This is a genomic window from Priestia sp. SB1, from assembly GCF_038898415.1.
In genome coordinates this window covers 24,078-49,245 of record NZ_JBBJSS010000018.1, presented here as the reverse complement: position 1 = coordinate 49,245, position 25,168 = coordinate 24,078, and the positions used below count along the sequence as shown (strand labels likewise).

Here is a 25,168-nt window from a genome sequence, read left to right as displayed (position 1 = left end):
GAACACGGAAGTTAAGCTCTTTAGCGCCAATGGTAGTTGGGACTTTGTCCCTGTGAGAGTAGGACGTTGCCAGGCACTTGAAAAAAGACTAGCTATTTTAGCTAGTCTTTTTTTATTATTCACAAAGTATAAGCTATCTACATAAAATGGGGTAAATGAACTGCATAAAGAAGTTACATCTTGTCGATACTTATTTAGTGGAGGTGGAGAGTAATGGAAAAACAAATTAAAACATGTTCCGTTTGTCATGAACAGCATACAAAGGGTATTGAAGTGTTTTCCAGCTTTATATGCCAACACTGCGAGGTAGAGATTGTAGAGGTGGATTCATCTCATTTTCGTTATCAATTGTTAGTAAATCAATTAAAGAGAATATCAGGAGCGTTTTCTTACTAAAAGCCCTTTTTTATAAGGGCTTCTTTATATGGCTCAAAAAAATCATCTAAGTTTGTTATAATGAAAGAAAAATGAATTTTGATAGGAAAAATGCTTACATATTCTTTTATCAAGTTAACAATGTTATATTTACAAAAAGTAAGGAATGGATGTATGGATACATATTTACCTTTATATAACCGTTTAGTAAGGCATAGCGAAAAGAGGTCACTCTCTTACCACGTGCCCGGCCATAAAAATGGTCAAATTCTACCTTCACATATTCAGTCTTCTTACGCAGATTTTTTGCAATACGATCTAACGGAAATTAGCGGATTAGATGATTTACATGAAGCAGAATCTGTTATTAAAGAAGCACAAGAGTTAACGGCAAAGTTGTATGGAGTAGATGAAAGCTTTTTTTTAGTTAATGGTTCTACTGTAGGCAACCTCTCAGCAATTTTATCTCTTTGTCAAGAAGGAGATAAAATTGCTGTTCAAAGAGATTCTCATAAATCTATTTTTAATGCTATTACTTTATCAAAGGCATCACCTATTTTTTTAGCTCCTGAAATAGATTCAAAAACACATCTTAGTACAGGTGTATCCATTAAAACAATTAAAGCGGCTTTAGAGCGTTCTGAGGATATAAAAGCATTTGTATTAACAAATCCTACTTACTACGGGGTAGCACGAGATTTAAAGGAGACCATTGACTTTATTCATAGCTACAATATTCCTATAGTTATTGATGAAGCTCATGGAGCCCATTTTATTTTAGGCAATCCTTTTCCGTCGTCAGCTGTTACGTATGGAGCTGACCTTGTCGTTCAGTCAGCACATAAAACGCTACCAGCTATGACAATGGGTTCTTATTTACATATGCAGGGAACATTAGTGAATAAGCAAGCGGTGCGCCATTACCTACAAGTACTTCAGTCAAGCAGTCCTTCATACCCTATTATGGCTTCTCTCGATTTGGCACGGTATTATCTGCAGCAGTTTACACAGCATGATATCGATAGAATGACTGACAATATTCATTCGTTTGTTGAAAAGATTAATAAGATTGATACACTTTCAACTATTAATGTGGAAACAGATCAAACTGCTACCGACCTTTTGAAAATGACATTGACTTGTTCGGCGGCAACAGGATATGATTTGCAAAAGGAACTGGAAAAACAAGATATTTATACAGAACTAGCTGACGTTAACTATGTATTGTTTGTTCTACCGTTAAGCAGCAGTTGGGACTTTAATGATACAATTAAGCGGGTTAGACAAGCAGTAGCAAATATACAGCGTAAGTCGTATGAAAAACCACTAATCAAACCATTTCGTTTTTCAAGGGCAACGGTTCTCCTGTCTATGGAAGAAAGAAAATTAAGGACAAAGCATATGTGTTCGTTTGAAGAAGCGATTGGGTGTGTAAGCGCACAATCTATTATTCCATATCCTCCTGGAATTCCTATTTTAATGGAGGGAGAAACGATTACGAGCAATCATATTGACTATATTTTGCATATTCAAAGGTTAAATGGTCATATTCAAGGCGGCTCTTGTATGGAAGAAGGAAAGATAGAAGTATTTAAATAGAGAAAGGAATTTATACATGTCAGGAACGTTTATTACATTCGAAGGGCCAGAGGGTGCTGGTAAGACGACCATCATCCATATGGTTCAACAAAAATTAATACAAGATGGCTATAACATTGTATTAACAAGAGAGCCTGGAGGCATACGAATTGCTGAACAAATTCGTGAAATCATCTTAAATCCATCTAACACGGAAATGGATGCCAGAACAGAAGCACTTCTTTACGCTGCGGCTAGGAGACAACATCTTGTAGAAAAAGTGATTCCTGAGCTAAATAAAGGGAATATAGTATTATGTGACCGTTTTATTGATAGCTCACTTGCTTATCAAGGAAATGCGCGGGGGATAGGTGTAGAAGATATTTTTGCTATCAATCAATTTGCTATTGAGCAAACGATGCCACAGGCCACTTTATATTTTGATATTGAGCCTGAGGTAGGATTAGAAAGAATTAATAAAGGTCGAAAAGATGAGATTAATCGATTAGATTTAGAATCCTTAGACTTTCATTACAAAGTACGAGATGGATATCTATCTCTTTTGAGTCAATTTCCAGAGCGTATTCGCCGAATTGATGCAAATCAATCCATTGAAAAGGTCTGTGAAGAAGCTTATAAACAGATACAATTGATTTTAAAATAAATACAGATGATTGTTATTCTTGCTATACTATTCTTAACAATAAAGTAAAATGAGGTGTTATTCATGAAATTAGTAATGGCCGTTATTCAAGATTCAGATAGCTCAAAGCTTTTAAATGCACTTGTAGAAAGAGGATTTCGTTCAACCAAATTATCAAGTACGGGCGGATTTTTAAAATCAGGGAATACAACAATTATGATTGGTACAGATGATCATAAAGTAGATGAAGTACTTGATATTATTAAGGGCCAATGTGAAAACCGCAGACAGATGATTTCTCCTGTGGCACCGATGGGTGGTAATGCAGATTCATACATTCCGTATCCTGTTGAAGTTGAAGTGGGCGGAGCTACAGTATTCGTACTACCAGTAGATCAATTTCATCAATTTTAAGAGAGAAGATTTTAAATAGAAAGTGATGATTGAATGGGAAATACATGGGAACAGCTTGAAGCTCTTCAGCCGAACGTATTAAAGATTTTGCAAAACAGCTTACTTAAAGAGCGAGTTGCTCATGCTTATTTATTTGAAGGAAGCAAAGGAACAGGTAAAAAACAAATTAGTTTTTTGTTTGCTAAAGCACTGTTTTGCCAAAATCCAGTTAATCATAGGCCATGCCATGAGTGCAGTAACTGCCGGCGAATTGATTCAGGTAATCATCCAGATATTCACTTGATTGAGCCAGCTGGTTTATCGATTAAAAAAGAGCAAATTCAATTCTTGCAATCAGAATTCACAAAAACCGGTGTTGAATCTAATAAAAAGTTATATATTGTGAATCATGTTGATAAAATGACAGTAAGCGCAGCAAATAGTTTACTGAAATTTTTAGAAGAGCCTGGCAACGGAACTTATGCAATTTTATTAACAGAAAATATACAGCGCTTATTAGATACGATTATCTCACGTTGCCAAGTAATATCATTTCGATCTCTTACACCAGAACAGTTAGCTGAAAAACTAGTAGAAAATGGCCTTTCCGCAGTAGATGCGTCCATCTTGTCTAATTTAACAAACAGCATTGATGAAGCAATTGAATTAAGTAAAGATGAATGGTTTGGACTTGCAATAAAGTTAGTGATACAATTATATGAAGTGTTAACAACGAGACCTCAACAAGCTCTGCTTTTTATTCATGAAAAGTGGGTAACACATTTTAAAGAAAAAGAACAAGCTCATATTGGTTTAACTTTATTGATGCTTCTTTACCGTGATTTGTTGACGCTGCAAGTTGGACAAGAGTCTAAAATCGTCTATCGTCATAAAATAGAAGAATTAAAACAGCAAGCTCTTCAGACAACGCAGGAAAAAGCGATTTATCGCTTAGAGGTTATCTTGAAGGCCAAAAATAAATTAAATTCAAATATGAATCTACAGTTATTAATGGAACAGCTGGTGTTGGATTTGCAGGAGGGATAAAAGCTTGTATGATGTAGTAGGCGTTCGCTTTAAAAAAGCGGGAAAAATATATTATTTTGACCCTGGAGAACTTACAATTCCAGATGGTGAGTTTGTTATTGTAGAAACAGTTCGTGGTGTTGAATTTGGCAGAGTGGTTATTAACAAAAAGCAAGTAAGTGAACATGATGTCGTGCTTCCTTTGAAAAAAGTAATCCGCATTGCTGAACAAAAAGACAGGCTGATTGTGGATGAAAATAAACAAGCTGCTAGAGAAGCGTATGACGTATGCGTGCAAAAAATTCAATCACACGATTTAGATATGAAGTTAGTAGATGTAGAATATACGTTTGATCGTAATAAAGTCATTTTTTATTTTACAGCAGACGGCCGTATTGATTTTAGAGAGCTAGTTAAAGATTTAGCTGCTATTTTCCGTACGCGAATTGAGCTTCGTCAAATTGGTGTACGAGACGAGGCAAAACTGTTGGGTGGGATAGGTCCTTGTGGACGTATGCTATGTTGCTCAACGTTTTTAGGTGATTTTGAGCCGGTTTCTATTAAGATGGCCAAAGACCAAAACCTATCGCTTAATCCAACGAAAATTTCTGGTTTATGCGGACGTTTGATGTGTTGTTTAAAATATGAAAATGATGAGTATGAAACGGCAAAAGAACAGCTTCCTGATATAGGCTCAACAATTAAAACTTCAGATGGTTCAGGACGTGTAGTAGGTTTGAATATTTTGGAAAGAATTATTCAAGTGGAACTGTCAGATCACGAACAAATTTTAGAGTATACTCTGGATGAGATCAATAATGAAGGTGCTGTTTCGTTTCAAGCCACAGATTAACGAGGTGGGCAAAGGTGGATAAAAAAGAGATTTTTGATTCGGTGACAAACATGGAGGAACAAATTGGTCATTTATATAAGCAGTTAGGTGAGTTGAAAGAGCATCTTGCTGAGCTAATTGAAGAAAATCATCATCTGCAAATAGAAAATGATCATTTGCGCCGTCGCCTTGACCAGACAAACTTCGAAACGAAGCTGAAAAATAGACATTCAAAAGCAAGCGCTCAAACAAAAGAGCAAAAACAAATTGATATCGGAGAAGGATATGACAATTTGGCTCGCCTTTACCAAGAGGGTTTTCATATTTGTAACATTCATTATGGAAGTGTGCGTAAAGATGGAGACTGTTTGTTTTGCTTGTCATTTTTAAATAAAAAGTAACAACACCTCTCCCTTTTGGAGAGGTTCTTTTTATGAGTAAAAGATGTAAATAATAGATGTACAAGGAGAAGAACGATTATGGTTGAGTTATATGGAGATGAACGTTTAGATTATCTATTAGCCGATGAGGAAATGCGCATTATTCAAAGTCCATCTGTCTTTTCCTTTTCATTGGATGCTGTGCTTTTATCTCACTTTGCTTATGTCCCAATTCGTAAAGGCAACTTGGTTGATTTATGTTCAGGAAACGGTGTAATCCCACTGTTTTTATCTAAACGAACAAAGGGAAAAATCATTGGTGTAGAAATTCAAGAGCGGCTACATAGTATGGCACAAAGAAGTATTGCGTATAATCAGCTGGAGGGGCAGATTAAAATGATACATGGTGATTTAAAAAATGCACCTCAAGAACTGGGTTATGGAAAATATGATGTTGTAACATGTAATCCTCCTTATTTCACCACATCCAATAAAGAAGAAATAAATGAAAACGAACACTTTGCAATCGCTCGCCACGAAATTCATTGTTCGTTGGAAGATGTGATTAGAGCCAGTAGTCAACTAGTTAAGCAAGGCGGAAAAGTAGCATTGGTTCACCGTCCAGGGAGACTATTAGATATCGTTACGTTAATGAGGCAATACCGTTTAGAGCCAAAGAGACTTCAGTTTGTCTATCCTAAAGATGGGAAAGAAGCAAATACACTTTTAATTGAAGGTACGAAGGATGGAAGTCCAGATTTAAAGATTCTTCCTCCGCTGGTGGTCTACCAAGATAATGATGAATACACGGACGAATTAAAAAGGATTTTATATGGAACAGAATAATCATTATTTTTATGTAGTTGAATGCAAGGACTGTACGTATTACGCTGGTTACACGAATAATTTGCAAAAACGTATTTCTGTCCATAATGAAGGGAAAGGGGCAAAATATACGAGAGCAAGAAGGCCTGTTTCATTAATTTGGCATGAGGTGTTTACTTCTAAAACAGAAGCTATGCAAAAAGAGTATTGGTTCAAACAGTTAAGCAGAGTGCAAAAACAGGCTTACATTCGAAGGGAGCAAGAAAAGCAGAATGAAATCACAAAAAAGTTATGATGTATCGAATGAACGAGGCGTTTTATATTTAGTTCCCACGCCTATTGGAAACTTAGAGGATATGACATTTCGTGCGATTCGAATTTTAAAAGAAGTTGATTATATTGCCGCAGAAGATACGAGACAAACGAAAAAACTATGTAACCACTTTGAAATCGATACGCCTATTACAAGTTATCATGAACATAATAAACATACAAAAAGTGAACAGCTGTTAAGCGACTTGGACAGTGAAAAAAATATTGCTTTAGTAAGCGACGCGGGTATGCCCTGTATTTCAGATCCTGGTTATGAGTTAGTGGTAGCTGCCGTTAAAGAAGGATATACGGTTGTTCCGCTGCCGGGGCCTAACGCAGCATTAACGGCTTTAATTGCTTCTGGTCTACCTACAGGGCAGTTTTATTTCTATGGATTTTTAAACAGAAATAAAAAACAGCGTAAAGAACAGCTTCAAGAGCTTCAGTATATTAAAGAAAGCATGATATTTTATGAAGCCCCTCATCGGTTAAAAGAAACGCTAAAGAGTATAGAAGAAATTTTAGGGAACCGATCTATTGTGTTATGTAGAGAGTTAACCAAACGCTATGAAGAATTTTTAAGAGGAAGCGTATTAGAAGCAATTGAATGGACAAATGCCACAGATATTAGAGGGGAATTCTGCTTAATTCTTGAAGGGACAAATGAAGAAGCGCCAGATGAAAGTAATCTATGGTGGGAACAGCTCACCATTATCGAGCACGTTGATCACTATGTAGAAGAAGGACTTTCAAACAAAGAAGCGATTAAGCAAGTGGCAAAAGACCGAGATGTATCAAAACGAGACATTTATAGTGAATATCACGTACATTAAAAAAAGCTGTCTATCATAGACAGCTTTTCGTTTTATTTAGAAGCTTGTAAAGAATCTTGAAGTTCTTTCATGATTTGTTCTGCACCTTCACGGCTTAGAATTAATTTGCCGCTAGCAAGTTGAATGTTATCATCAGATACTTCACCTGTTACTTGGCAAGTCATGTTTGGTTTATATTTTTTTAAGATGATGCGCTCTTCATCTACATAGATTTCTAGAGCATCTTTCTCTGCAATTCCTAATGTACGACGTAATTCAATTGGAATTACTACGCGTCCTAATTCATCAACTTTACGAACAATACCTGTAGATTTCATGTTAATCGTTCTCCTCTCAATGATCATTTTTCTATGTTATTACTTTCGTCATTATTCGACAATTTCAACGTACTTTCATAATACCAGCGTTTCCAAAACTAGTCAATCATTTTATATGTAAAAAAATGTAGCTGGGAAAAAATTTTTTCCCCGACTCGTTTAGAAGCTAATTGTGACCGTCAGTCAAGGAATGACAAGGGGTTTCATTGGAAAAAAGATTAATCGCCTAAATAGCTTGATATTAACTATTTTGAAGATAGGGTAAATATAATTCGACATAAAACGACAAAATTAGACCTATTTGTCGTTTTTATCAAAGTGACTTTTTGAATGGGGGTATATTTTTTATAAAAATAGGGCGAAGCTGATACAATTAACAGGATTATTTTTTGGGAAAATAACGATTATTTAAAAATGAAGTGAATCCGTCATATTCCCGTGTATATAGGAAGAGAATGTTTTGAAATTATCATGTAAAATAGTATGATAGATAGTAGAATAAGAAGACAGGGTTTATATGATTACATCCATATAAATCAAAATGTTGAAATGGAATGTTGGAGGTTATGAACATGGCAGATGGAAATAATACATTTTACATTACTACGCCGATTTATTATCCGAGTGGTAAATTACATATAGGGCACGCATACACGACGGTAGCGGGAGATGCAATGGCTCGTTATAAACGTTTGAGAGGGTTTGACGTACGTTATTTAACAGGTACGGATGAACATGGTCAAAAAATTCAGCGAAAAGCAGAAGAGAAAAACGTGACACCTCAGCAATACGTAGATGATATTGTCTCTGGAATCAAAGAGCTGTGGGATAAGATGGATATTTCGTATGACGATTTTATCCGTACAACAGAACCAAGACATAAAGAAATCGTGGAAAAGATTTTCGCGCGCCTTTTAGAACAAGGTGATATTTATCTTGATGAGTATGAAGGTTGGTATTCAGTTCCCGATGAGACGTACTATACAGAGCATCAACTAGTAGATCCAATCGTTGAAAATGGAAAAGTTGTAGGTGGGAAAAGCCCGGATAGCGGACACCCTGTAGAGCTCGTTCGAGAAGAGTCCTATTTCTTTAAAATGGGGAAATACGTAGATCGTTTACTAGCTTTTTATGAAGAGAACCCTTCATTTATTCAACCGGAGTCTCGTAAAAACGAAATGATCAATAATTTTATTAAGCCGGGTCTTGAAGACTTAGCTGTTTCTCGTACGACGTTTGATTGGGGGGTAAAAGTTCCAGGTAACCCAAAACACGTTATTTACGTATGGATTGATGCGCTTTCTAACTATATCACCTCTCTTGGGTATGATACTGAGAATGATGAAAACTATCGAAAATACTGGCCGGCTAACGTACATTTAGTAGGAAAAGAAATCGTACGTTTCCATACCATTTATTGGCCAATCATGTTGATGGCACTTGATTTGCCACTTCCTAAGAAAGTATTTGCTCACGGCTGGTTATTAATGAAAGATGGAAAGATGTCGAAGTCAAAAGGGAATGTAGTAGACCCAGTGACATTGATTGACCGCTATGGGTTAGATGCCCTTCGTTACTACTTGCTTCGTGAAGTTCCATTCGGTTCAGACGGTGTATTCACACCAGAAGCGTTTGTTGAACGTATTAACTTTGACTTAGCAAATGATCTTGGCAACCTAGTTAACCGTACAGTGGCGATGATTAATAAGTATTTTGATGGTGTTATTCCGACTTATGAAGGAAATGTAACAGAGTTTGATGCACTTATCGTACAAGCTCAAAAAGATACAGTGAATAAATATGAAGAAGCGATGGAGGATATGGAATTTTCAGTGGCTCTTGCTTCTATCTGGCAATATGTAAGCCGCACGAATAAATACATTGATGAAACGCAGCCTTGGGCGTTAGCAAAAGATGAGAATAAGCGTGCAGAACTTGCTTCCGTTATGACACATCTAGCTGAATCAATTCGTCACATTGCGGTATTACTACAGCCATTCTTAACACGTACACCTGAGAAAATTTTTGCTCAGATCGGTGTAAAAGAAGATGTGTTAAAAACGTGGGAAAGCACGACGCGCTTTAATATGCTTAAAGAAGGCACAAAAGTAGAAAAAGGTGAGCCAATGTTCCCTCGTCTAGATCGAGAAGAAGAGGTAGCGTTTATTAAAGAGCAGATGCAAGGAAGTGCTCCGAAGGAAGAAAAACCTGTTGTGAAGGAAGAGCCTTCTGAAGAGATTACGATTGATGATTTCATGAAAGTAGAGCTTCGTGTAGCGCAAGTTACGCAAGTAGAACCAGTTAAGAAGGCAGATAAACTATTAAAGCTGCAGCTTGATCTTGGCTATGAAAAACGCCAAGTTGTATCAGGTATTGCCAAGTTTTATAAGCCTGAAGAATTAGTAGGTCGCAAAGTAATTTGTGTAACCAACTTAAAACCTGTAAAATTGCGCGGCGAACTATCACAAGGAATGATTTTAGCCGGTGAAGATGAGAATGGTCTTTCACTAGCAAGCGTAGATCAAAACTTAGCAAACGGCACGAAGATAAAATAAGTATAGGTAAAAGGGGTGTTTCACGTGTAACATGCGAGGACCCCCTTTTATTCATGGAAAGGATCGATTAGATGTTATTTGATACACATGTTCATTTAAACGCAGAACAGTATGAAGACGATTTGCAAGAAGTAATTAATCGCGCGTTAGAAAAAGGTGTTCAAAACATGGTGGTTGTTGGATTTGATGAACCTACCATTAAAAAAGCTATTCAAATAGCTGAAACGTACGACTTTATCTATGCTAGTGTAGGCTGGCATCCAGTAGATGCAATTGATATGACGGATGAGCATTTAGCTTGGATTGAAGAGTTAGCTCAGCATCCGAAAGTTGTGGCTTTAGGAGAGATGGGATTAGACTATCATTGGGATAAATCACCTAAAGAGGTTCAAAAGGACGTATTTCGCCGTCAAATTCGCTTAGCGCGCAAAGTGAATTTACCTATCATTATTCATAATCGTGATGCAACAGAAGACGTGGTAACCATTTTAAAAGAAGAGCACGTAGAGGAAGTAGGCGGGATTATGCATTGCTTCACGGGCAGTATTGAAGTAGCAAAGCAGTGTATGGATATGAATATGTATATTTCTTTTGGTGGACCTGTTACTTTTAAAAATGCAAAAAAACCAAAAGAAGTTGCTGCAGAACTTCCTTTAGATAAACTATTAATTGAAACAGACTGTCCTTATCTAACTCCTCATCCATTCCGCGGCAAGCGCAATGAACCTGGTTATGTGTCATACGTAGCGGAGCAAATTGCAGAGTTAAAAGGCATAACGTATGAAGAGTTGGCTGATATTACAACAGCTAACGCTAAAAAGCTATTTGGCATTAATGATTAAAACTTTTTCTCATATAACAATCATTTTCGTGTTAAAGTAAAGATAGGCGCAGAGGAGAATGTTATCCTCTGCCTTTTTCAGTTAAAATAACAGATAGATGCTTTTTAATTTAGTTGATAATAAGATAAAACGTTGATTTCATAGAAGAAAAATGATGTGAGTAACGAGCATTTCATTTTTACTGAAAAGCAAATGAACAAAACTGAATGTTTTGGAGGAAGAAATGAAGATTAAAGAAATTATTGTAGTAGAAGGTCGGGACGATACCGTAGCGATTAAACGTGCAGTGGATGCGGATACTATCGAGACAAATGGATCAGCTGTAAATGAAGAAACCATTGAAAAAGTAAAATTAGCTCAAAAAACAAGAGGCGTAATTATTTTTACAGATCCAGATTATCCAGGACAGCGAATTCGAAATATTGTTTCAGAACGTGTTCCAGGATGTAAACATGCATTTTTAGATAAAGAAGAGGCTCGCCCTAAAAACGGAAAAGGTATTGGAGTTGAACATGCTTCTATTGCGTCTATTCAAAAAGCACTAAAAGATGTAAAGCAAGAGTGGGTAGAAGCAGATATGGAGATTTCTCAAGAGGATTTAATCGTAGCTCGTTTGGTAGGAGATAGTAAAGCCAAGTCTCGACGTGAAAGAATAGGAAAGTTATTAAAAATAGGCTATGCCAATGGAAAGCAGCTTCATAAACGATTACAGATGTTCCAAATTTCAAAAGAGGAGTTTATCAAAGCTGTTGAGCAGATAAATAAGGAGGAAAAGGAATCGTGTTAAAAGATATTGCAACGCCTAATCGAACCAAGGAAATTTTAAAGAAATACGGTTTTACATTTAAAAAGAGTTTGGGACAAAATTTTTTAATTGATACGAACATTTTACATCGCATTGTTGATCATGCAGAAATAACAGAAGAAACGGGAGCAATTGAAATTGGACCCGGTATCGGAGCGTTAACTGAACAGCTAGCAAAGCGCGCAAAAAAAGTACTGGCATTTGAAATCGACCAGCGTCTGCTTCCGATTTTAGCCGACACTCTTTCTCCTTACCCAAATGCAAAAGTTATTCATCAAGATGTGTTAAAAGCAGATTTAAAAGAGACGCTCGAACAAGAATTCGAAAACATAGAAGATTTAATGGTCGTTGCGAATTTACCGTATTACGTGACGACACCCATTTTGATGAAATTATTAGAAGAGCAAATTCCGGTACGGGGAATCGTTGTTATGCTTCAAAAAGAAGTTGCCGACCGTATAGCAGCTAAACCGGGAACAAAGGAGTACGGTTCACTTTCTATTGCGATTCAATACTATACAGAGGCTGAGACGGTTATGATTGTGCCTAAAACAGTATTTAATCCGCAGCCTAATGTAGATTCAGCTGTTATTCGGCTGCTGAGAAGACCGAAGCCAGCGGTAGAAGTACAAGATGAAGCATTCTTCTTCCAAGTTGTACGAGCAAGTTTTGGACAGCGCCGAAAAACCATTTTAAACAATCTAGTGAACAACTTGCCAAATGGGAAACAGAAAAAAGCGGACATTGAGCAAGCACTTGCAACTGCTGAAATTGATCCGAAACGAAGAGGCGAAACGTTATCTATTCAAGAATTCGGATCGTTAAGTGACCAACTTTTAAAATCATTTCGCTAAATCATCACATTTTTATCATGAAGTCATAGGCTATGAAGAGAATTTATTTTTGAAGTAGCAAAGACGGAGTGAAGCATATGAACATCAAAATTGGTGATATAGTTACACGACCTTCTTATCAAAGAGATTTGCTTTTTCGTGTTATAGCTATTAATGACAGCGAAGCGGGGAAATATGCGACTTTAATAGGAGAAGACGTTCGGTTGATTGCCGACGCTCCTTGTACAGATTTAGAGGTTGTGGATGCTAAAGAACAGGATCAAAGAAAAAAACAAGAAGAAGAACTTTTAGAAAGATCCTTGGAGCTTATTCAACAGGATTATCGGCTCGTTCGAGAGAAAACTGAATATAGCATGACTAATGGATACAGCCATTCACATCGCTTGTTTCAAATTCCTGGAAAGGTCCTGCACGTAGACGGAGACCCTAATTATTTACGTAAATGTTTGTTGGTTTACGAAAAAATTGGTGTTCCTGTTTATGGTGTTCATTGCGTAGAGTCAGAGATGCCGGAGAAAGTTGGAAAGTTAATTGAGGATGTAAGGCCTGATATTCTGGTGCTGACAGGGCATGATGCTTATTCCAAAGGAAAAGGAAATAAGGATGATCTTCTTGCTTATAGACATTCCAAACACTATATTCGAACAGTCCAAGAAGCAAGAAAAAGAGTTGGTAATTTAGATCAGCTGGTGATTTTTGCAGGTGCCTGTCAATCGCATTTTGAATTATTGATTCAAGCTGGAGCAAACTTTGCTAGTTCACCTTCGCGTGTAAATATTCATGCGCTTGACCCCGTGTATGTAGTAGCAAAACTAAGTTTTACTCCTTTCACGGATCGTATTAATGTATGGGACGTCTTACGTAATACATTAACGGGTGCTAAAGGTTTAGGAGGAGTAGAAACAAAAGGGCTGCTTCGCACGGGCATGCCTTATGAAAGCGATGAGTAGAAAAAAAAACAACTGGTTACAGCATGTACACGCATGATGTGCAACCAGTTGTTTTTTTGTATGAAGCCAAAGTATACGCTGAATTTCACAAAATCATTTTCAATATTTGCTAAAGATATACATATTTCGTTAAAAAACGAGCATACTAACAGCGAAATGTAGATTCATGTTGAAAATTATTTATTGACACAATTAGAGATAGATTGTTATAATTTTATGTTTTTGACTATTTTTCTAACATGTGTTACACTATACATAGTGAGGTGGACCAATATGGCGAAAACTTTGTCTGATATTAAGCAAGCGCTGGATTTGCACCTAGGCCAACGATTAACTTTAAAAGCAAACGGTGGTCGTAGAAAAACAGTAGAACGTTCAGGTGTATTAACAGAAACGTACCCATCTGTTTTTATCGTTGAATTAGATCAAGAGGAAAACTCTTTGGAGCGCGTTTCGTATAGTTACGCAGATGTGTTAACGGAAACAGTGCAACTAAAATTTTTCTAAGAATGACATAGGCAATATAGTAAGTGGTGATGAGCAGTGGACATTGGTTTACTGCTTTTTTATTGGTCTTTTTTTCAAATTATATATACATTATTTTTTATACATACTATACATATCGTCCTCGCATTTTCATGTATAAAGAGCGAGGAGGTTCAGGTTGAAATTTCATTTTATACGTAAAGGAGCCATGTGCAATGTCAAGGCGTAGAGGGATTATGTCATCGAAGCTGAAAGAAGAACTGGCTAAAGAACTTGGTTTTTACGATACTGTACAAGCAGAAGGTTGGGGCGCTATTCGGGCAAAAGACGCAGGCAATATGGTGAAGCGAGCAGTGGAGCTTGCACAGCAGCAGCTAAGGCAATAGTGAAAATCAATGCTTATGCGATTATTTAAAGTGAAATGAGGAAAACCGAAGTGTATAACCGCTTCGGTTTTTTTGTCCCAAAATGAAAGATAAAACAGAGGATTAAACAAAGATGTTTAAATGAACAGCTATATCTTGTTCATTTTATGATAAAATAGCGTTAAACTCGATAAGATGAAGTAGGTGAAGTAAGTTGAAATTAATGGTGAAAGCACCGGCTAAAATAAATTTGTCACTTGATGTGTTACATAAACGCCCAGATGGTTACCATGAAGTTAAGATGATTATGACAACAATTGATTTAGCGGACAGAATTGAACTTTCTGATCGTGAAGATGGACGAATTGTTATTTATTCTCATAATCGCTTTGTTCCAGATGACCAGCGAAATCTCGCTTATCAGGCAGCGCAGATTTTGAAGCGACGTTATAACATTTCAAAAGGTGTAAATATATTAATTGATAAACATATTCCAGTAGCTGCTGGATTAGCTGGAGGCAGCAGTGACGCGGCTGCTACATTACGCGGTTTAAATACGTTATGGGAATTAGGGTTATCATTAGACACACTTGCAGAAATAGGGGCTGAGATTGGCTCTGACGTATCTTTTTGCGTGTACGGAGGGACAGCTCTTGCTACAGGGCGCGGAGAGATTGTAGAGCATATTGAGGCACCTCCAAGCTGCTGGGTGATTTTGGCTAAGCCTGAAATAGGTGTTTCTACAGCAGATGTATATCGAAACTTAAAAATTGAGGAAATGGATCATCCTAAAGTAGATGAGATGGTTCACGCCATACAATCAGGAAATTATGATCAAATGTGTAGCCTTGTCGGAAATGTATTGGAAGCAGTAACGCTGAAAATGCATCCGGAAGTAGCTCTCATTAAAGAACAAATAAAGCGTTTTGGCGCCGATGCTGTACTCATGAGTGGCAGTGGGCCAACTGTATTTGGACTTGTACAGCATGATTCACGTATGCATCGCATTTATAATGGATTACGTGGCTTTTGTGATAAAGTTTATGCAGTTAGGTTACTAGGTGAACGAATAACGCTTGAATAAATCCGTATGTTAATGTTATATTTACATTACAATATTCGGATTTTCAGGAGGATGTTATGAAGTTTCGACGTAGTGGACGATTAATTGATATGACCAACTATTTCATTCAAAACCCTCAGCGCCTTATCCCTCTTACGTATTTTGCAGATAAATATGATTCCGCAAAATCATCTATTAGCGAAGATATGGCGATTATTAAACAAACTTTTGAACAGCAGGGTATCGGAACTTTGGTTACGCTACCAGGGGCTGCCGGCGGAGTTAAATTCATTCCAAAGATGACGAATGAAGAAGCCGGTCAGCTTGTTCAAGAATTATGTGGGTTGATTGAAAAACCTGAGCGTTTATTGCCAGGTGGATATTTATATTTAACTGATATTTTAGGGAACCCCCGCGTTGTGAATAAAATCGGTCGCTTGTATGCATCGCTTTTTGCTAACCGCAAAATCGATGTGGTGATGACTGTAGCAACAAAAGGTATTCCTATTGCGTATGCGGTTGCTCAGTATTTAGACGTGCCCGTTGTTATTGTGCGCAGAGACAGTAAAGTAACTGAAGGATCGACCGTTAGTATTAACTACGTGTCAGGTTCATCTAAGCGCATTCAAACGATGCTGTTAGCTAAGAGAAGTTTAGCGGTGGGGTCAAATGTACTCATCATTGATGACTTCATGAAAGCCGGCGGTACGGTAAATGGAATGGTTAGTTTGCTTGAAGAGTTTGATGCAACTGTTGCTGGTATTGGAGTTTTAGTAGAATCAGAAGATATTGAAGAACGTTTAGTGGATGAGTATGTGTCTCTTGTACAATTAACAGATGTAAATATTAAAGATAAACAAATTCGTGTACAGGAAGGCAATTACTTAAAATATATTTGATCAAGTAAGGGAGAGGAACATATGTTACAGGTTCAAACAAAAAATGCACCGCAAGCTATTGGTCCATATTCACAGGGAATTGTTGTGAATAACTTGTTTTACAGTTCAGGTCAAATTCCACTTCGTCCAGATGGTACGTTGGTCGAAGGCGATGTTCAAGTACAAGCTACTCAAGTATTTGAAAATCTAAAAGCAGTTCTTGAAGAAGCAGGAGCTTCTCTAAATACAGTTGTAAAGGCAACCGTGTTCATTAAAGATATGAACGACTTCGCAGCATTAAATGAAGTCTATGGTGACTACTTCGGCGACCATAAGCCGGCACGTTCATGTGTAGAAGTAGCGAGACTACCTAAAGATGTACTTGTTGAAATTGAAGTTATTGCGCTTGTTAAAGGGTAATTAAATTAACAAATTTCTAACAAAAAGCAAGTAACTTCCAATTGTTCACTTTTTTTGCGAAAATTTTCTAAAAATTTTTTCTGAATAGCAGGAAAACACAAAATTCTGTGGAATTAAGTATGTAAAGCTTCGCATAGAAAAAGGTGGTGAACAAGATGGAAGTAACTGACGTAAGATTACGCCGCGTGAACACTGAAGGACGTATGAGAGCGATTGCTTCAATCACATTAGATGGTGAATTTGTTGTTCATGATATTCGTGTGATTGATGGTAATAATGGCTTATTTGTAGCCATGCCAAGTAAACGTACACCGGATGGTGAGTTCCGTGATATTGCACATCCAATCAATTCAAATACTCGCGGAAAGATTCAAGATGCTGTTTTAGCAGAATATCATCGTTTAGGTGAGGTAGAAGTTGAATTCGAAGAAGCGGGTGCTTCGTAAACATATGATACATTAAGAGTCTACTGAAAAGTAGGCTCTTTTCTTTTTGATTACCGCTTATATAATTTCACACCTTTGTAAAACTTTAGCATTACCAAAAAATAAAATTCATGACTTATAAATGATTCCTTGAAATGCTGTCATTTTTGATATAATATTCTTAATGGATAAAAAGGTAAAATTGGAGGCCTGTTATGTCAAAAAGATATGCAGTCATATTGGCAGCTGGTCAGGGTACACGTATGAAGTCATCTTTATATAAAGTGTTACACCCTGTGTGTGGCAAACCGATGGTGCAACACGTAATTGATCAGTTATCACGCTTAGATTTAACAAATTTAATTACAGTTGTAGGTCACGGTGCCGAAAAAGTGAAATCACATGTTGGAGATAAAAGCTTATTTGCTTTACAAGAAGAGCAGTTAGGAACAGCTCATGCAGTAATGCAAGCAGAATCTTTACTTGCACATGAAAAAGGTACGACAATTGTTGTATGTGGAGATACTCCGCTTATTACAGCTGAAACAATTGAATCTTTATTAAAGCATCATGAAGCAACAAATGCAATGGCAACTATTTTAACGGCTCATGCAGAAGATCCAACAGGATATGGACGCATCATTCGAAATGAACAAGGCTCTGTTGAAAAGATTGTTGAGCATAAAGATGCCACAGAACAAGAGCGTCTTGTACAGGAAATTAATACTGGTACGTACTGTTTTGATAATGAGAAATTATTTGAGACACTTTCAAAAGTTTCAAATGATAATGTACAGGGAGAGTACTATTTACCTGATGTTATCGAAATTCTAAAAAATGAAGGTCAAATTATTTCTGCATATCAAACATCCGATTTTGCTGAAACATTGGGCGTTAATGATCGATTTGCTCTGTCTCAAGCAGAAGAAACAATGAAAAAGCGTATCAACAAGCAGCATATGTTAAATGGAGTGACGATTGTGGATCCTTCTAACACGTACATTTCAGCAGATGCTGTCATTGGCAGAGATACGGTTATTTATCCTGGTACGGTTATTCAAGGAACAGTTGTAATTGGAGAGAACTGTGAAGTAGGACCTAACAGTGAAATTAAAGACTGCAAAATAGGTAATAATACTTCTATTCGCCATTCTGTTGCTCACGATAGTGAAATTGGTCACGAAGTCACAATTGGCCCATTTGCACATATTCGTCCTCAATCATTAATTGGAGATGAAGTGCGCGTAGGAAACTTTGTAGAAATTAAAAAAGCATCTTTTGGCAAAGGTAGCAAAGCTTCTCATTTAAGTTATATTGGAGACGCAGAGGTCGGAAAAGGTGTAAACTTAGGGTGCGGATCTATTACAGTTAACTACGATGGGAAAAATAAATTTTTAACAAAGATTGAAGATGGGGCATTCGTAGGATGTAACTCAAACTTAATTGCACCTGTAACAATTGGTGAAGGCGCCTATGTTGCAGCTGGTTCAACCGTAACGGATGATGTGCCAGGAAAAGCATTATCAATTGCTCGTGCGAAACAAGTAAATAAAGAAAACTATGCTGAAAAGCTTGATATTAATAAAAAATCCTGACGGAGGTTTCACAATAAAATGTCAAATGTATATGCTGATGAAAATTTAAAGTTATTTACGCTAAATTCAAACAAGGCTTTAGCTGAAGAGATCGCAAAAGTAATTGGTGTGGAATTAGGTAAATGTTCGGTTGATCGTTTCAGTGACGGTGAAATTCAAATTAACATTGAAGAAAGTATCCGTGGTTGTGATGTATTTATCATTCAATCAACAAGTGCTCCAGTTAACGAACACTTAATGGAATTATTAATTATGATTGATGCATTAAAACGTGCATCAGCTAAAACAATTAACATCGTTATGCCTTACTATGGCTATGCTCGTCAGGATCGTAAAGCTCGTGCACGTGAACCAATCACTGCCAAATTAGCAGCAAATATCATTGAAAAAGCGGGAGCTACTCGTATTATCACATTAGATTTACATGCTCCTCAAATTCAAGGTTTCTTCGATATTCCAATTGACCATTTAGTAGGTGTTCCAATTTTAGGTGAATACTTCAAGAGTAAAAACCTTGATGACGTTGTTGTTGTATCTCCGGACCACGGTGGCGTAACGCGTGCTCGCCGTTTAGCGGAACGTCTAAAAGCGCCGATCGCTATCATTGACAAACGTCGCCCACGTCCAAACGTAGCAGAAGTTATGAACATTGTTGGACAAGTGGAAGGGAAAACAGCAATCTTGATTGATGACATGATTGATACAGCTGGTACAATTACAATTGGTGCAAGTGCATTAATTGAAGCAGGTGCAAAAGAAGTATATGCTTGTTGTACACACCCAGTTCTTTCAGGCCCTGCGATTGAGCGTATTCAAAACTCTACAATCAAAGAGCTAGCTGTAACAAACTCTATTGCTTTAACAGAAGATAAGAAAATTGGTAAAGTAACAGAACTTTCAGTAGCTCCGTTAATTGGTGAAGCGATTATTCGTGTTCACGAAGAGCAATCAGTTAGTACGTTATTTGATTGATAAACAGAACCTCTTTCCATTTGGAAAGAGGTTTTTTTGAAAAAAATTAAATGGGCTAATCCTTGGTTTTAAAGGGATTTGAACGGGATGAGCAAAGATATATTGCTGATTGAAACGAGTTTTATGTTTAGCAGCCTTCTAAAAAGGGTACATTTTAAGTAGAAAACATACTGGAAGGTGAATAAAATGAGTATTTCAATTCAAGCAAATAAAAGAACGGATTTCAAAAATTCTACAAATAGAAAAATTCGCGACGAAGGAAACTTCCCAGCGGTTGTTTACGGAAATAAAACAGAATCCACGCCTATTTACTTAAACAGTGCTGATTTTATTAAGACTATTCGTGAAGCAGGACGCAATGGAGTGTTAACATTACAAGTGGACAAGCAAAAATATTCCGTAATGTTACATGATATTCAAACCGATCCATTAAAAAACGAAATTGTCCACGCCGATTTCCAAGTGGTCGACATGAAGAAAGAAATTGATACTGAAGTTTCTTTATCTCTAGTAGGAGAAGCAAAAGGAACAAAAGAAGGCGGCGTATTACAGCAGTCTCTATATGAAATTTCATTAAAAGGCTTGCCGCAAGATATCCCATCATCTATTGATGTAGATGTATCAGATTTGGGAATTAACGATACAATTACAGTAGGGGATATTAAGGTAGATAAAAAGCTAGAAATTACGCATGATGCAGAAGATACAGTTGCTTCTGTACTACCTCCTCAACAGGAAGAAGAGCCGGATAGCGGCGAAGTTCAGGATGCTGAAGGCGACGTTGAAGCAACAAAAGAAAAAGATAGCGAAGAATAATATAAAAAGACGTAACCAAAAGGTTACGTCTTTTTGTGTGAATTGATTATAATAAAAGTGATACTATATAGTAATGTAAAACATTAAAGACATTTACCTATTATGTACAACTTACATAGAGTGGAAAGGAGTATCTATTTTGAAATTAATCGTTGGTTTAGGGAATCCTGGAAAAGAATATGACCGTACTCGTCATAACATAGGATTTATGGCAATTGATAAAATTGCCGAACAGTTTATGATTTCATTAGATAAAACAAAGTTTAACGGAATATATGGAACAGGTATAATAAGAGGAGAAAAAGTCATATTATTAAAGCCTCTAACATATATGAATTTATCAGGAGAAAGTATTCGCCCGTTAATGGACTATTTTGATATAGACGTCGAAGACTTGCTTGTTATTTACGATGACTTAGATTTACCGTGCGGAAAAGTAAGATTGCGTACAAAAGGAAGTCCAGGCGGCCATAACGGAATAAAATCAATTATTCAGCATTTAAAAACCCAAGAGTTTAACCGAATTCGTATTGGGATTGATCGTCCGAAAAACGGTATGAAAGTAGTTGACTATGTACTAGGGCGCTTTACAGAAGATGAAATGGTTCATATGGAAGAAGCGATGAAAACGTCTGTGCACGCGAGTGAAGACTTTTTAGGTCAAACGTTCTTAGAAGTAATGAATCGCTATAATTAAGCAGAATAAAATTTCTCTCAATCGTCCATACTAACACTAAAAGATTTGGGAGGATTTGTATGTCTATTCATTATTTCTGTAGACATTGTGGCGCAAAAGTCGGTATGATAGAAAAGACAGCTCACAATACAGAAGCACTCGGTTTTAATCACCTGACCGCAGATGAACGAAAAGACTTTATTCACTACCATAATAGTGGAGACATCGTGGTTAAAATTATTTGTGAAGACTGTCAAGAAGCGCTAGAACGAAATCCAGACTATCATCAGTACGAAACATTTATACAATAAAAAGCTTTGGTCTCAAACCAAAGCGTTTTTCTGTTTAGTTTAGACATATCATGGGAGGAGGGAATTCCTTTGCGAGGGATTAGACAGCAATTTGAAGAAAATAAAGAAATTGGAGCTGTTGTCAGCAGTTTAGAAGAAGGTTTGAAAGAACAGTTAGTAACGGGAATTTCCGGTTCAGCTCGATCTGTATTAATGGCACTCTTAAATGAGGATAAAAAATACCCCTTATTAGTAGTGACTCATAATTTATATCAAGCCCAAAAAGTGTATGAAGACCTTTTGCACCTTTTACCGGAAAAAGACGTTTTCTTATACCCTGTTAACGATTTAGTTGCTACAGAAGTGGGGATTGCAAGTCCAGAATTAAAGGCTCAGCGAATTGAAGTACTCAATTATTGGAGTCAACATACAGGTGGAGTAGTTGTAACCCCGCTTGCAGGAATTCGAAAGCTGCTGCCTCCTAAAGCAAGATGGGAGCAAACGCAGCTGCCGTTTCAAATGGGAATTGACATCGACGTTGATCATTATTTAAAAAGGTTAGTTGAGTTGGGTTATGAGCGGGCATCGATGGTTTCAGCTCCGGGTGAGTTTAGTGTGCGCGGAGGAATCATTGATATTTATCCGTTAACAGAAGAGCTACCTGTCCGAATTGAACTATTTGATACCGAGATCGATTCCATTCGTACTTTTACAATTGAGGATCAACGCTCTCAAGAACAGTTAAAAGAAATTTCAATCGGCCCTGCTACGGAAATCCTTGTGAACCAAAATGAAGTGGCCCAAGGAATTGAAGAACTAGAAGCACAGCTGGCTTCGACGCTGCAGCAAGTGAAAAACGCAGCGCTAAAAGCTACCTTAACAGAAAATATTAAAGGTGAAATTGAACAGCTGCGTCAAGGTCAACTTCTTGAAAATATGTTCAAGTATTTATCATTCTTTTACGAATCGCCTGCTAGTTTACTAGATTATTTACCAGAAGGTGGCCTTGTTATCTTTGATGAAACAACTCGAATTCAAGAGACGTCTGATCAGCTTGAAACAGAGGAAGCTGAATGGATAACAGAATTATTAGGACAGGGGCAAATTGTTCGAGATGTTCAATTATCTCATAAGCTCCCATCTCTTATTCAGCGAGCAAAACATCAGTTTTTATACTTATCGTTATTTTTGAAGCACGTATCGTATACGAGTCCGCAAAATATTATTAATATTTCATGTAAGCAGATGCAGCAGTTTTACGGGCAAATGAACTTATTAAAAAGTGAAATTGAACGTTGGAAAAATGCTAATTATACGGTAGTCCTCTTAGGAGCAGATAAAGAGCGCGTGAAAAAACTCGAAGGTGTGCTAGCAGATTATGATATTGATTCATCTATTTTAGATGGAAATGGTCAGCTTGTGCCAGGTCTTGTTCAAATTATTGAAGGCGATTTACAAATGGGCTTTGAACTGCCGATGCAAAAATTAGCAGTTTTAACCGAGGAAGAATTGTTTAAAAAGCGGATCAAGAAATCAAAGCGTCGTCAAAAGCTTTCCAATGCAGAGCGTATTAAAAGCTATTCAGAGTTAAACGTAGGTGACTATGTCGTTCACGTGAACCACGGTATTGGCCGTTATTTAGGAATGGAAACGTTAGAGATTAACGGTAATCATAAAGATTATATCCATATCAAATATGAAGGCTCTGACAAGCTGTATGTTCCTGTTGAACAGATTGATCAAGTACAAAAATATGTAGGCTCTGAAGGGAAAGAGCCGAAAGTATATAAACTTGGCGGAAATGACTGGAAGAAAGTGAAACGAAAAGTTGAGTCTTCTGTTCAAGACATCGCTGATGACTTAATTAAACTGTATGCAGAGCGCGAAGCAAGTAAAGGTTATGCATTTTCCCCGGATGGCGATTTACAGAGAGAATTTGAAACAGCTTTCCCTTATCAAGAAACCGAAGATCAGCTTCGTTCTGTACAAGAAATTAAAAAGGATATGGAACATGAAAGACCAATGGATCGTCTGCTTTGTGGAGACGTTGGATACGGAAAAACAGAAGTAGCCATTCGTGCTGCGTTTAAAGCTGTGACAGATGGAAAACAAGTGGCTATTTTAGTACCAACCACTATTTTAGCTCAGCAGCATTATGAAACCATCCGTGAGCGTTTTCAAGACTACCCAATTAATATTGGGCTATTGAGCCGCTTTCGCAGCCGTAAACAGCAGCAGGAAACAATTAAAGGGCTAAAAAACGGGACCGTAGATGTAGTGATTGGTACACATCGTTTACTATCTAAAGATGTGATTTATAAGGATTTAGGGTTGTTAGTTATCGATGAAGAGCAACGTTTTGGTGTAACGCACAAGGAAAAAATCAAGCAAATGAAAGCAAACGTTGATGTCCTTACACTTACAGCAACACCTATTCCACGAACATTACATATGTCTATGTTGGGCGTAAGGGATTTGTCTGTTATTGAAACGCCGCCTGAAAATCGTTTTCCGGTTCAAACATATGTAGTGGAGTATAATCCGGTTCTAGTTCGTGAAGCGATTGAGCGTGAGTTAGCGCGTGATGGCCAAGTTTACTTTTTATATAATCGCGTAGAAGATATTGAACGAAAAGCAGAAGAAATTTCGATGCTCGTGCCTGATGCTAGGGTAACGTATGCCCACGGAAAAATGAATGAAACAGAACTCGAAGCGGTTATCTTAAGCTTTTTAGAAGGCGAATATGACGTGATTGTGAGTACAACTATTATCGAAACAGGAGTAGATATTCCAAATGTAAATACGCTCATTGTCAACAATGCTGATAAGATGGGATTATCACAACTGTATCAATTAAGAGGACGCGTAGGTCGTTCAAATCGCGTGGCATATGCGTACTTTACGTATCATAAAGACAAAGTACTGACAGAAGTAGCTGAAAAGCGTCTGCAAGCTATTAAAGAATTCACCGAATTAGGTTCTGGTTTTAAAATTGCTATGCGTGATCTTTCAATACGTGGCGCCGGAAACCTACTGGGTGCTCAGCAGCATGGATTTATCGATTCTGTCGGTTTCGATCTCTACTCACAAATGCTTAAAGAAGCGATAGAAGAAAGACGCGGGTCTGACGGAGAAAGTGTGAAATTTAATGTGGAAATGAATCTGGACTTAGACGCGTATATCCCTGATCAGTACATTACAGACGGCCGCTTGAAAATTGAGATGTATAAGCGCTTTAGAGGAATTGAAGCACTAGAGGATATTCAAGAATTGCAAGATGAAATGATTGATCGTTTTGGGGAGTATCCGGCTGAGGTTGAGTATTTGTTTAAAGTAGCTGAAACAAAAGTATATGCAACGCAGAACTTAGTAGAATCTATTCTTCAGTCAAAACAAGAAATTTCTATTCTGCTTTCTGAAGAAGCGAGCTCAACGATAGACGGCCAAAAATTATTCATGCTAGGTGATCAATTTGGCAGAATGGTCAGCTTAGGTATGGAAGGCAAGAAAGTAAAATTAGTGGTTAACGTAAAAGGACTTGCTCAAAAAGAATGGCTCAATATTGTGTATCAGTTAGTAAAAGGAGTAGCCACTGTTAAAAAAGAACAAGTTACGAATTAAAAAGAAGGCTCATTTTTGAGCCTTCTTTTTATATAGCCGAA

28 protein-coding genes are annotated in these 25,168 nt (G+C 37.2%); 27 read left to right on the top strand and 1 reads right to left on the bottom strand.

Going from position 1 to position 25,168, the window contains the following annotated elements:
- Nucleotides 1–213: 213 nt before the first annotated feature.
- The 10 genes from WKH56_RS33875 to rsmI all read left to right on the top strand — a co-directional run bounded on the left by WKH56_RS33875 (nucleotide 214) and on the right by rsmI (nucleotide 7,197).
- Nucleotides 214–396 (top strand): sigma factor G inhibitor Gin, encoded by a 183-nt coding sequence (locus WKH56_RS33875; RefSeq protein WP_013081329.1) that lies wholly within the window; start codon nucleotides 214–216, stop codon nucleotides 394–396.
- A 153-nt stretch (nucleotides 397–549) separates the two neighbouring features.
- Nucleotides 550–1,974 carry an aminotransferase class I/II-fold pyridoxal phosphate-dependent enzyme gene (locus WKH56_RS33870; protein WP_028412631.1) on the top strand — a complete coding sequence of 475 codons (1,425 nt, stop codon included), beginning with the start codon at nucleotides 550–552 and terminating at the stop codon, nucleotides 1,972–1,974.
- 16 nt (nucleotides 1,975–1,990) lie between these two features.
- The gene (tmk, locus tag WKH56_RS33865; RefSeq protein ID WP_028412632.1) at nucleotides 1,991–2,617 is read left to right on the top strand and encodes a dTMP kinase; all 627 of its coding nucleotides are present in this window, start codon (nucleotides 1,991–1,993) and stop codon (nucleotides 2,615–2,617) included.
- A gap of 63 nt (nucleotides 2,618–2,680) precedes the next feature.
- A complete protein-coding gene (locus WKH56_RS33860) occupies nucleotides 2,681–3,010 on the top strand; it encodes a cyclic-di-AMP receptor (protein ID WP_013054845.1) in 330 nt (109 codons plus the stop codon).
- 33 nt (nucleotides 3,011–3,043) lie between these two features.
- Nucleotides 3,044–4,036: a DNA polymerase III subunit delta' gene (gene holB, locus WKH56_RS33855; RefSeq protein ID WP_013054846.1), complete on the top strand. Its 993-nt coding sequence runs from the start codon at nucleotides 3,044–3,046 to the stop codon at nucleotides 4,034–4,036.
- Nucleotides 4,037–4,040: 4 nt separating this feature from the next.
- Nucleotides 4,041–4,868: a PSP1 domain-containing protein gene (locus WKH56_RS33850; RefSeq protein ID WP_013054847.1), complete on the top strand. Its 828-nt coding sequence runs from the start codon at nucleotides 4,041–4,043 to the stop codon at nucleotides 4,866–4,868.
- A 14-nt stretch (nucleotides 4,869–4,882) separates the two neighbouring features.
- On the top strand, nucleotides 4,883–5,248 hold the full coding sequence (gene yabA, locus WKH56_RS33845; RefSeq protein WP_013054848.1) for a DNA replication initiation control protein YabA: 366 nt from the start codon (nucleotides 4,883–4,885) through the stop codon (nucleotides 5,246–5,248).
- Nucleotides 5,249–5,326: 78 nt separating this feature from the next.
- Nucleotides 5,327–6,073, top strand: a complete 747-nt coding sequence (locus WKH56_RS33840; RefSeq protein WP_310884146.1) for a tRNA1(Val) (adenine(37)-N6)-methyltransferase — start codon at nucleotides 5,327–5,329, stop codon at nucleotides 6,071–6,073.
- Entirely contained in the window at nucleotides 6,060–6,347 is a 288-nt protein-coding gene (locus WKH56_RS33835; protein WP_013054850.1) for a GIY-YIG nuclease family protein, read from the top strand. The genes WKH56_RS33840 and WKH56_RS33835 overlap by 14 nt, the downstream gene beginning before the upstream one ends.
- A complete protein-coding gene (gene rsmI / locus WKH56_RS33830; RefSeq protein ID WP_016762698.1) occupies nucleotides 6,325–7,197 on the top strand; it encodes a 16S rRNA (cytidine(1402)-2'-O)-methyltransferase in 873 nt (290 codons plus the stop codon). The genes WKH56_RS33835 and rsmI overlap by 23 nt, the downstream gene beginning before the upstream one ends.
- 32 nt (nucleotides 7,198–7,229) lie before the next feature.
- Here the strand turns inward: rsmI and WKH56_RS33825 are convergent, their stop codons facing one another.
- Complete coding sequence (locus tag WKH56_RS33825) at nucleotides 7,230–7,520, bottom strand: AbrB/MazE/SpoVT family DNA-binding domain-containing protein (protein ID WP_170836841.1); 291 nt, start codon at nucleotides 7,518–7,520, stop codon at nucleotides 7,230–7,232.
- 566 nt (nucleotides 7,521–8,086) lie between these two features.
- On the opposite strand from WKH56_RS33825, the gene metG reads away from it, so the two are divergent.
- The 17 genes from metG (at nucleotide 8,087) to mfd (ending at nucleotide 25,127) form a co-directional block, all read left to right on the top strand.
- Nucleotides 8,087–10,069: a methionine--tRNA ligase gene (gene metG / locus WKH56_RS33820; protein WP_028412634.1), complete on the top strand. Its 1,983-nt coding sequence runs from the start codon at nucleotides 8,087–8,089 to the stop codon at nucleotides 10,067–10,069.
- A 71-nt stretch (nucleotides 10,070–10,140) separates the two neighbouring features.
- Nucleotides 10,141–10,911 (top strand): TatD family hydrolase, encoded by a 771-nt coding sequence (locus WKH56_RS33815; protein ID WP_028412635.1) that lies wholly within the window; start codon nucleotides 10,141–10,143, stop codon nucleotides 10,909–10,911.
- Between the two features lie 223 nt (nucleotides 10,912–11,134).
- On the top strand, nucleotides 11,135–11,698 hold the full coding sequence (gene rnmV / locus WKH56_RS33810) for a ribonuclease M5 (RefSeq protein WP_028412636.1): 564 nt from the start codon (nucleotides 11,135–11,137) through the stop codon (nucleotides 11,696–11,698).
- A complete protein-coding gene (gene rsmA / locus WKH56_RS33805) occupies nucleotides 11,692–12,570 on the top strand; it encodes a 16S rRNA (adenine(1518)-N(6)/adenine(1519)-N(6))-dimethyltransferase RsmA (RefSeq protein WP_048021893.1) in 879 nt (292 codons plus the stop codon). Before rnmV ends, rsmA begins: the two co-directional genes overlap by 7 nt.
- A 77-nt stretch (nucleotides 12,571–12,647) precedes the next feature.
- Nucleotides 12,648–13,520, top strand: a complete 873-nt coding sequence (yabG, locus tag WKH56_RS33800) for a sporulation peptidase YabG (protein WP_028412638.1) — start codon at nucleotides 12,648–12,650, stop codon at nucleotides 13,518–13,520.
- A gap of 273 nt (nucleotides 13,521–13,793) precedes the next feature.
- Nucleotides 13,794–14,027, top strand: a complete 234-nt coding sequence (gene veg, locus WKH56_RS33795; RefSeq protein ID WP_013054859.1) for a biofilm formation stimulator Veg — start codon at nucleotides 13,794–13,796, stop codon at nucleotides 14,025–14,027.
- A gap of 194 nt (nucleotides 14,028–14,221) precedes the next feature.
- Nucleotides 14,222–14,392: a small, acid-soluble spore protein, alpha/beta type gene (locus WKH56_RS33790; RefSeq protein WP_016762700.1), complete on the top strand. Its 171-nt coding sequence runs from the start codon at nucleotides 14,222–14,224 to the stop codon at nucleotides 14,390–14,392.
- 193 nt (nucleotides 14,393–14,585) lie between these two features.
- Entirely contained in the window at nucleotides 14,586–15,455 is an 870-nt protein-coding gene (ispE, locus tag WKH56_RS33785) for a 4-(cytidine 5'-diphospho)-2-C-methyl-D-erythritol kinase (protein ID WP_013054861.1), read from the top strand.
- Nucleotides 15,456–15,511: 56 nt separating this feature from the next.
- A complete protein-coding gene (purR, locus tag WKH56_RS33780; RefSeq protein WP_013054862.1) occupies nucleotides 15,512–16,333 on the top strand; it encodes a pur operon repressor in 822 nt (273 codons plus the stop codon).
- 21 nt (nucleotides 16,334–16,354) lie between these two features.
- Entirely contained in the window at nucleotides 16,355–16,732 is a 378-nt protein-coding gene (locus tag WKH56_RS33775; RefSeq protein WP_013054863.1) for a RidA family protein, read from the top strand.
- Between the two features lie 155 nt (nucleotides 16,733–16,887).
- Nucleotides 16,888–17,178 carry a septation regulator SpoVG gene (spoVG, locus tag WKH56_RS33770; protein WP_013054864.1) on the top strand — a complete coding sequence of 97 codons (291 nt, stop codon included), beginning with the start codon at nucleotides 16,888–16,890 and terminating at the stop codon, nucleotides 17,176–17,178.
- A gap of 194 nt (nucleotides 17,179–17,372) precedes the next feature.
- Nucleotides 17,373–18,752: a bifunctional UDP-N-acetylglucosamine diphosphorylase/glucosamine-1-phosphate N-acetyltransferase GlmU gene (gene glmU / locus WKH56_RS33765; RefSeq protein ID WP_014462060.1), complete on the top strand. Its 1,380-nt coding sequence runs from the start codon at nucleotides 17,373–17,375 to the stop codon at nucleotides 18,750–18,752.
- Nucleotides 18,753–18,770: 18 nt separating this feature from the next.
- Nucleotides 18,771–19,724, top strand: coding sequence for a ribose-phosphate diphosphokinase (locus WKH56_RS33760; protein WP_014462059.1), 954 nt, complete (start codon nucleotides 18,771–18,773; stop codon nucleotides 19,722–19,724).
- Nucleotides 19,725–19,910: 186 nt separating this feature from the next.
- A complete protein-coding gene (locus WKH56_RS33755) occupies nucleotides 19,911–20,540 on the top strand; it encodes a 50S ribosomal protein L25/general stress protein Ctc (protein ID WP_028412640.1) in 630 nt (209 codons plus the stop codon).
- 139 nt (nucleotides 20,541–20,679) lie between these two features.
- Complete coding sequence (pth, locus tag WKH56_RS33750; protein WP_028412641.1) at nucleotides 20,680–21,237, top strand: aminoacyl-tRNA hydrolase; 558 nt, start codon at nucleotides 20,680–20,682, stop codon at nucleotides 21,235–21,237.
- Nucleotides 21,238–21,296: 59 nt separating this feature from the next.
- Nucleotides 21,297–21,527 (top strand): anti-sigma-F factor Fin, encoded by a 231-nt coding sequence (gene fin, locus WKH56_RS33745; RefSeq protein WP_013054869.1) that lies wholly within the window; start codon nucleotides 21,297–21,299, stop codon nucleotides 21,525–21,527.
- A gap of 69 nt (nucleotides 21,528–21,596) precedes the next feature.
- Nucleotides 21,597–25,127 carry a transcription-repair coupling factor gene (mfd, locus tag WKH56_RS33740; protein WP_342837706.1) on the top strand — a complete coding sequence of 1,177 codons (3,531 nt, stop codon included), beginning with the start codon at nucleotides 21,597–21,599 and terminating at the stop codon, nucleotides 25,125–25,127.
- Nucleotides 25,128–25,168: the final 41 nt, after the last annotated feature.

Bases quoted from the DNA above. Each gene is read 5' to 3' on its own strand.
- WKH56_RS33875 (WP_013081329.1), top strand. From the start codon at position 214: ATGGAAAAACAAATTAAAACATGTTCCGTTTGTCATGAACAGCATACA.
- veg (WP_013054859.1), top strand. From the start codon at position 13,794: ATGGCGAAAACTTTGTCTGATATTAAGCAAGCGCTGGATTTGCACCTA.
- tmk (WP_028412632.1), top strand. From the start codon at position 1,991: ATGTCAGGAACGTTTATTACATTCGAAGGGCCAGAGGGTGCTGGTAAG.
- spoVG (WP_013054864.1), top strand. From the start codon at position 16,888: ATGGAAGTAACTGACGTAAGATTACGCCGCGTGAACACTGAAGGACGT.
- WKH56_RS33760 (WP_014462059.1), top strand. From the start codon at position 18,771: ATGTCAAATGTATATGCTGATGAAAATTTAAAGTTATTTACGCTAAAT.
- glmU (WP_014462060.1), top strand. From the start codon at position 17,373: ATGTCAAAAAGATATGCAGTCATATTGGCAGCTGGTCAGGGTACACGT.
- WKH56_RS33870 (WP_028412631.1), top strand. From the start codon at position 550: ATGGATACATATTTACCTTTATATAACCGTTTAGTAAGGCATAGCGAA.
- WKH56_RS33775 (WP_013054863.1), top strand. From the start codon at position 16,355: ATGTTACAGGTTCAAACAAAAAATGCACCGCAAGCTATTGGTCCATAT.
- metG (WP_028412634.1), top strand. From the start codon at position 8,087: ATGGCAGATGGAAATAATACATTTTACATTACTACGCCGATTTATTAT.
- rsmI (WP_016762698.1), top strand. From the start codon at position 6,325: ATGAAATCACAAAAAAGTTATGATGTATCGAATGAACGAGGCGTTTTA.
- fin (WP_013054869.1), top strand. From the start codon at position 21,297: ATGTCTATTCATTATTTCTGTAGACATTGTGGCGCAAAAGTCGGTATG.
- yabG (WP_028412638.1), top strand. From the start codon at position 12,648: ATGAACATCAAAATTGGTGATATAGTTACACGACCTTCTTATCAAAGA.
- WKH56_RS33815 (WP_028412635.1), top strand. From the start codon at position 10,141: ATGTTATTTGATACACATGTTCATTTAAACGCAGAACAGTATGAAGAC.
- WKH56_RS33835 (WP_013054850.1), top strand. From the start codon at position 6,060: ATGGAACAGAATAATCATTATTTTTATGTAGTTGAATGCAAGGACTGT.
- purR (WP_013054862.1), top strand. From the start codon at position 15,512: ATGAAGTTTCGACGTAGTGGACGATTAATTGATATGACCAACTATTTC.
- holB (WP_013054846.1), top strand. From the start codon at position 3,044: ATGGGAAATACATGGGAACAGCTTGAAGCTCTTCAGCCGAACGTATTA.
- WKH56_RS33860 (WP_013054845.1), top strand. From the start codon at position 2,681: ATGAAATTAGTAATGGCCGTTATTCAAGATTCAGATAGCTCAAAGCTT.
- WKH56_RS33755 (WP_028412640.1), top strand. From the start codon at position 19,911: ATGAGTATTTCAATTCAAGCAAATAAAAGAACGGATTTCAAAAATTCT.
- WKH56_RS33840 (WP_310884146.1), top strand. From the start codon at position 5,327: ATGGTTGAGTTATATGGAGATGAACGTTTAGATTATCTATTAGCCGAT.
- rnmV (WP_028412636.1), top strand. From the start codon at position 11,135: ATGAAGATTAAAGAAATTATTGTAGTAGAAGGTCGGGACGATACCGTA.
- WKH56_RS33790 (WP_016762700.1), top strand. From the start codon at position 14,222: ATGTCAAGGCGTAGAGGGATTATGTCATCGAAGCTGAAAGAAGAACTG.